General features: G+C 63.1%; 1 protein-coding gene and 1 pseudogene. Both read right to left on the bottom strand.

The genetic code is table 11. The annotated features are described in order from the left end of the window. The coding region (locus tag IVB13_RS25055; RefSeq protein WP_247490831.1) for an amidohydrolase at positions 1-742 on the bottom strand (742 nt) is incomplete at its 3' end. Positions 743-865: 123 nt separating this feature from the next. Next, positions 866-1,295, bottom strand: a pseudogene (locus IVB13_RS25050) (hypothetical protein); the annotation flags it as partial.

Below are 1,295 nucleotides of genomic sequence, written 5' to 3'. Positions count from 1 at the left end.
CCGCTTCGGCGGCCGCCACCTCACGCGAGACGATCGTCTGTAGCCGCAGCACGGTCGAGGCGGCCATGACAACGGGGTCGATGCTGGCCTGTGGCATCGAGCCGTGCGCACCACGTCCGAAAAGCCGGATCTGCAGGCTGTCCGCAGCGGAGGTGATCGCGCCGGGGCGACCGGCGACGGTGCCCGCAGGCCCCACCATGACGTGCTGACCGAGAATGACGTCAGGTTTCGGAAAGCGCTTGAACAAGCCGTCGTCGATCATGGCCTGAGCACCTTCAGCTGTTTCTTCCGCCGGTTGGAAGATCGCCATCAGCGTACCCCGCCAAGACGTCTTGGCTTCCGCGAGCAACCTGGTGGCACCCGCCAGCCAGGTCACATGCATGTCATGGCCGCACATATGCGATACCGGGACCGTATTGCCGTCTCGATCGGTGGCCGTCGCCGTGCTCGCGTAGGGGAGGCCTGTCGCTTCCTGAACGGGTAGCGCGTCCATGTCCGCGCGCAGCATGACGGTCGGGCCGTCGCCGTTGCGAAGGAGCGCCACCACCCCCGTTTTTCCGACGCCCGACGTCACTTCGAAGCCCGCGGCAGTAAGCCTGTCCGCCGCCAGCTTGGCAGTGCGGGTCTCCTGCATCGACAATTCGGGATGCGAATGCACGTCCTTGTAAAGATCAGCCAAGTCGGGGAGCAGGGCTTCCAGGTTTCGGAGTGCCGGATCGGAAGAGTTCCCGTTGACGGTCATGGGCGGCTCCATCGCATGACTGAAGCGATCCAGTCTTCGCTCCTTTCTTTTTTGGCGCAAGCGATTTTGACTGGGCTGACGAAGGTTCGGCTACGCCACGGCGACGCCATTCCCAAATCTCTTTCACGAACTGCCACAAGCAGCGTTCCGTGAACTCCCGATTGTCAGAAAAGTGGTCGTACCCGGCGCGAACGACACGGATCCCGTGGCGGTCGCCGCGCCTTCGATGGCCGGAAAATCGCCCCCCTCGTCGAGCTTGAGCAACATCCCGTTCAATTCGACATCGCCGCTCCGCATTTGCTCGGCGGAGAGAGTGTATCGCCTGCCTTCCAGCGGTATCTCCATGACGGTCTCACTGTTTGAATTGTTTAGGACAAGCAGGGCGACGCCGCCGGGCACGCCGCGCAGGCAGTGCGCGTAGACATGCTGCCCCTCGGCGATCTCGACGCCGGAGTCCAGAACCGTCGTCCCCATCAGCTTGCGCCACAACAACGCAGCCCAATAATTCGGGCGCGGTCTCAGCGTCTTCTCGTCGAGGAGCGCGTAATCGCTT

Origin of the sequence: Bradyrhizobium sp. 17 (assembly GCF_023073515.1) — a bacterium.
Classification (GTDB): domain Bacteria; phylum Pseudomonadota; class Alphaproteobacteria; order Rhizobiales; family Xanthobacteraceae; genus Bradyrhizobium; species Bradyrhizobium canariense_D.
Note: the sequence above shows the minus strand (reverse complement) of the source record. Positions and strands in the feature narration are given on the sequence as shown.